We start from the raw sequence: 4,624 nt of genomic DNA, 5'->3' as shown, positions 1-4,624 counted from the left end.
CAAGTGATTCAAACTCAGGAATTAAACTTTATGAATGTTGGTATTATTGGCGCAATGGAGCCAGAAGTTAAAATTTTACGTGAAGCTATGCAAAACCCACAAATTTTAACTAAAGCAGGTTTCACTTTTTATACTGGCGAGTTGGCTGGTAACACGGTGACACTTGTTCAATCTGGTATTGGTAAAGTCGCATCAACTATTGCAACTACCTTACTGATCGATAACTTCAAACCTGATTGCATAATTAACACAGGCTCAGCCGGTGGATTCGATCCTTCTCTTAGTGTTGGCGATGTCGTAATTTCGTCAGAAGTACGTCACCACGATGTAGACGTAACTGCTTTTGGCTACGAAATTGGCCAAGTACCACAAATGCCGGCAGGCTTTGCAGCACACCCTAAATTAGTTGAAGCAGCACAGCAAACTATCGAACAAATCAGTGATGTTAAAACACTCGTTGGCTTAATTTGTACTGGTGACACATTTATGTGTGACCCTATACGCATTGATAAAGCACGTAGTGATTTTCCTACAATGCTTGCTGTTGAAATGGAAGGCGCTTCAATTGCACAAACGTGTTTTACGCTTAACACACCATTTGTTGTAATTCGCTCAATGTCTGATATTGCTGGTAAAGAGTCACCACAATCATTTGAAGAATACCTAGAAACAGCATCAATCAACTCATCTAAAATGGTTGTTGCACTTTTAGAAAAGCTAACAGCAGTATCTTTGTAAATGCTTAGCAATATTGTTCAAAATCACTTGGACTTTATTGCCTTTATACTAGCGCTCCTTGCTGAGCGCTTTATTCCCCTTATTAGCTGGTATCATCCTAATACGGCGTTAAATGCTGTTTTTAGTGCTATTGCCAAACGTATATACAAAAGCAAAGAACCTAAAAGCTATCAATATTTGGCAGCTATACTCGCAAGCTCACTTATTTTAAGTGTCATTCTCATTATTGTAGTGTTGCTACTCGAGTTTGCTTTTTATCCTGAATTACTCGCTGGCCTTATTTTATACTTATGCTTAGAAAGTAAGAGCATTGATAAAAAAGCACTTCGCATTGCAAAGCTAACTAAACAAAATCAAAAATCCACAGCGCGCGAATTACTAAAGCCACTGCTTGCCCGTGAAGTTAATAGACTTTCATCAGCTGGTATTATCAAAGCATTAATTGAGAGCTTAATACTGCGCACCGCTCGATACTATTTCGTAGTCATATTTATATTTTTAGCATTTGGCCCTATAGCTGCCCTTGCCTATCGGTTACTTACCTTAATACAACAAGCCTGGCGTAGTGATATCTCCCCAAATAGTTACTTTTTAAAACCGCTTAAAATACTCTTGTTTATTATTGAATATATTCCCATGCGCTTACTCGCTTTAACTATTGCAGCAAGTCGAGCAAGCAAACAAAGCATGCATTATATAAAGCATTATGGCAGGCATTTTTATCAAACAAATACAGGCTGGCTCTTAAGCACATGCTCTGCATCACTTGGCGTGCAGTTGGGCGGGCCTGCAGTTTATTTAGGTACTCGCTTTAATAAAATGCGTATTGGTACTGATAGACTACCTACACCCGAGGATGTACCTGTAATAATTAATAGGTTAAATCAGGCCCGTGTATTTTGGTTGTTAGTAATAGCCAGTATTGAAATATTAAAATTGATTTAAAGGGCTCAAAATACGAGCACAAAAAAACCAGCCGAGGCTGGTTTTTTAGTTTTTAAACTGTGCTTAAGCTACAGTGATGTTTGCAAACTTACGTTTACCTACTTGGTAAATAGCCGTTGTGCCTTTTGCTATTTCAAGTTTGGTATCAGTGATTTTATCTTCACCGTTAAGTTTAACTGCACCTTGCTTAATCATACGCATTGCTTCTGATGTACTTACTACTAAATTTGCTTCTTTAAGCAAGTTAGCAATTAAAATAGTATCTTCTGAAATAGTGATTGTTAGCTCTGGGATTTCATCTGGTAACGCTTTTTTCTGAAAACGCTGAATAAAATCATCATGTGCACCTTGTGCATCAGCTTCACTATGAAAACGAGCAATTAGCTCTTTAGCTAGTTCAATTTTAATATCGCGCGGATTCGTACCTTGCTCAACACGTTCTTTTTGAGCTGCAATTTCTTCAATAGAAAGCGCACTTAATAAGTCGTAGTAACGCCACATTAGCACATCACTAATTGACATTATTTTACCAAACATATCGTTAGGCGCATCAGTAATACCAATGTAATTACCAAGCGACTTAGACATTTTTTGAACGCCGTCAGTACCTTCAAGTAATGGCATCATTAATACTGTTTGCGGCTTTTGACCTTCTACTTTTTGTAGCTCACGGCCCATTAACAAATTAAAGCGCTGATCAGTACCACCTAGTTCAACATCTGACTCTAGTGCAACCGAATCCCAACCTTGTACCAGTGGATATAAAAACTCATGAATTGCAATTGGTTGGCCGCTTCCATAACGCTTTTTAAAGTCATCACGTTCAAGCATACGTGCTACGGTTTGGTTTGCAGCAAGTTTAATCATGCCTGCAGCGCCTAACTTTTCCATCCAAGTAGAGTTAAATGCAACAGTGGTTTTAGCAGGATCTAGAATTTTGAATACTTGTTCTTTATATGTTTCGGCATTGGCTAGTACGTCTTCACGAGTAAGTGGTTTACGCGTTACGTTTTTCCCCGTTGGGTCACCAATCATGCCAGTAAAGTCACCAATTAAGAAAATAACCTCATGACCTAAATCCTGAAAGGTTTTCATTTTATTAATTAGTACAGTGTGTCCTAAGTGTAAATCAGGCGCTGTAGGATCAAAGCCTGCTTTTATTTTTAGCTTCTTGCCCGACTTTAGTTTTTCAACTAGTTCGTCTTCAATTAATATTTCTTCTGCACCGCGTTTTATCTCTGCTAGAGCGGTTTGTAAATCCACTGTGTATTACTCCAAAATTCTGCCGACGAAGGGGCGACTAGTTACTTGCGTAGTCACGGTTTAATAAAGGTTTAAACCGAATAAATAGATGTAGCTAACATAACAAATTTCTACCTAATTAAAACAACTTTTTAAGTGATTCATGCAACTAAACTAAATCAATTGAGTCTTAGCTAGGTAGAGCGTTAAAAAAGGCTTTCTAAGCCCGATTTTAGCGTAGTTTAAGGTCAGTTTAAATCTACAAAACACTAGTATTCGTACATTATTAAGTATATCCTGCAATATTATGTATTTATTATCTTGACAGCAGAAAAAGGCACGTTATGGTTCACGTGGTTCACACGCTCCCCAAAAAACACAAATTGCTTATTCTAGGTTTGGTTTCTGCTATTGTTGGCTTAGCCTTTCTTCCTTCTGAAAAAGCCACTGCATCCAAAGACAATAGTGCAAATGCACTAGAAATTGGTAAGCGCTATGAGTTACAAGTTAAAGTTGATAACAACGAAAAATTAACTGAGTTAAATTCAGAGCAAGCAGCAGAAAAGTTACCAGAATACGACTTTGTCGATCATAAAGTTAAAAATGGCGACAATTTAGCAATTATCTTTAAGCGTGCTGGTTTTTCGGCTCAAACGCTTCATAAACTAATTAACACTAATGCTGAGACTCGCAAGCTGACTAAAATTCACCCAGGTGAAATACTTAGTTTTGCGACAGCTGAAGATGGCTCCTTAGCTCAACTGCGCTATGTGATTTCAAAAACCGATACTTTATTTGTTACCTTAAACGAAGAAGGTAATTACGATACAGCTATTGATAGCAAAGAAATTGAAACGCTAACCAAAACCGCTGGCGGCGAAATATCTAACAATTTTTGGACTTCAGCAATTGCAGCAGGTTTAAGCGAACGCCAAATAATGAACTTTGCTGACATATTTGGTTGGGATGTTGATTTTGCAAACGACATTCGTAAAGGCGATGTATTTGGCTTAATTTACGAGTCTCACTATGTTGATGGCGAGTTTATTGGTACTGGTAAAATTATTGCAGCTGAATTTGTAAACCAAGGTCAGCGCTTTGCAGCTATTCGCCATACCGACGGCAATTTTTATACGCCTGAAGGGCGTAGCATGAAAAAAGCATTTTTACGTGCGCCTGTAAGCTTTAAGTATATTAGTTCGAGCTTTAATCCTCGCCGCTTACACCCTGTTACTGGGCAAGTTAGAGCGCACCGTGGTATCGACTTTGCTGCACGCACTGGCACACCTGTTGTTGCATCTGGTAACGGTAAAGTAATTAAAGCCGGTTACAGCAAGTACAACGGTAACTACGTATTTATTAGCCATGGCACGCAATATGTAACTAAGTACTTACACCTAAATAAGAAGCTAGTTAAAACGGGCCAAAAAGTTAAACAGGGCCAACAAATTGGTACTGTAGGTTCTACAGGTCGTGTTACTGGTGCACATTTGCACTATGAATTTTTAGTAAATGGCGTTCACCGTAATCCTAAAACTGTAAAACTTCCTAAGTCAGAGCCATTACCTCGCTCAGAACTTGCCAAGTTTAAACCTATTGCTGATAACTTTATTGCCCAGCTTGAGCGCAATCGCGAGCTACAGTTAGCACTTAAATAAAGTTTATCAATAAACATTAAAAAAGCCTTTGCAGGTTTAAC

General features: G+C 38.3%; 4 protein-coding genes. 3 read left to right on the top strand and 1 reads right to left on the bottom strand.

Annotated features, from left to right (window positions below; translation table 11 throughout):
• The first annotated feature begins 30 nt into the window (after window positions 1–30).
• Together mtnN and H5072_RS12290 are read left to right on the top strand one after the other, a co-directional pair.
• Window positions 31–738, top strand: a complete 708-nt coding sequence (gene mtnN, locus H5072_RS12295) for a 5'-methylthioadenosine/S-adenosylhomocysteine nucleosidase (protein ID WP_024597687.1) — start codon at window positions 31–33, stop codon at window positions 736–738.
• Complete coding sequence (locus H5072_RS12290; protein ID WP_182693679.1) at window positions 739–1,683, top strand: regulatory signaling modulator protein AmpE; 945 nt, start codon at window positions 739–741, stop codon at window positions 1,681–1,683.
• A 63-nt stretch (window positions 1,684–1,746) separates the two neighbouring features.
• On the opposite strand, the gene tyrS is transcribed toward H5072_RS12290, so the two are convergent.
• Window positions 1,747–2,946, bottom strand: coding sequence for a tyrosine--tRNA ligase (gene tyrS / locus H5072_RS12285; protein WP_182693678.1), 1,200 nt, complete (start codon window positions 2,944–2,946; stop codon window positions 1,747–1,749).
• 323 nt (window positions 2,947–3,269) lie between these two features.
• On the opposite strand from tyrS, the gene H5072_RS12280 reads away from it, so the two are divergent.
• On the top strand, window positions 3,270–4,583 hold the full coding sequence (locus tag H5072_RS12280; RefSeq protein ID WP_024597684.1) for a peptidoglycan DD-metalloendopeptidase family protein: 1,314 nt from the start codon (window positions 3,270–3,272) through the stop codon (window positions 4,581–4,583).
• Window positions 4,584–4,624 lie beyond the last annotated feature (41 nt).

The organism is Pseudoalteromonas sp. SR45-5 (assembly GCF_014163565.1).
Classification (GTDB): Bacteria; Pseudomonadota; Gammaproteobacteria; order Enterobacterales; family Alteromonadaceae; genus Pseudoalteromonas; species Pseudoalteromonas distincta.
The sequence above is the reverse complement of the archived record's forward strand: the minus strand, read 5'-3'. Positions and strand labels throughout refer to the sequence as shown.

Coding starts and splice junctions, on each gene's coding strand:
- mtnN (WP_024597687.1), top strand. CDS start 31: ATGAATGTTGGTATTATTGGCGCAATGGAGCCAGAAGTTAAAATTTTA.
- H5072_RS12290 (WP_182693679.1), top strand. CDS start 739: ATGCTTAGCAATATTGTTCAAAATCACTTGGACTTTATTGCCTTTATA.
- H5072_RS12280 (WP_024597684.1), top strand. CDS start 3,270: ATGGTTCACGTGGTTCACACGCTCCCCAAAAAACACAAATTGCTTATT.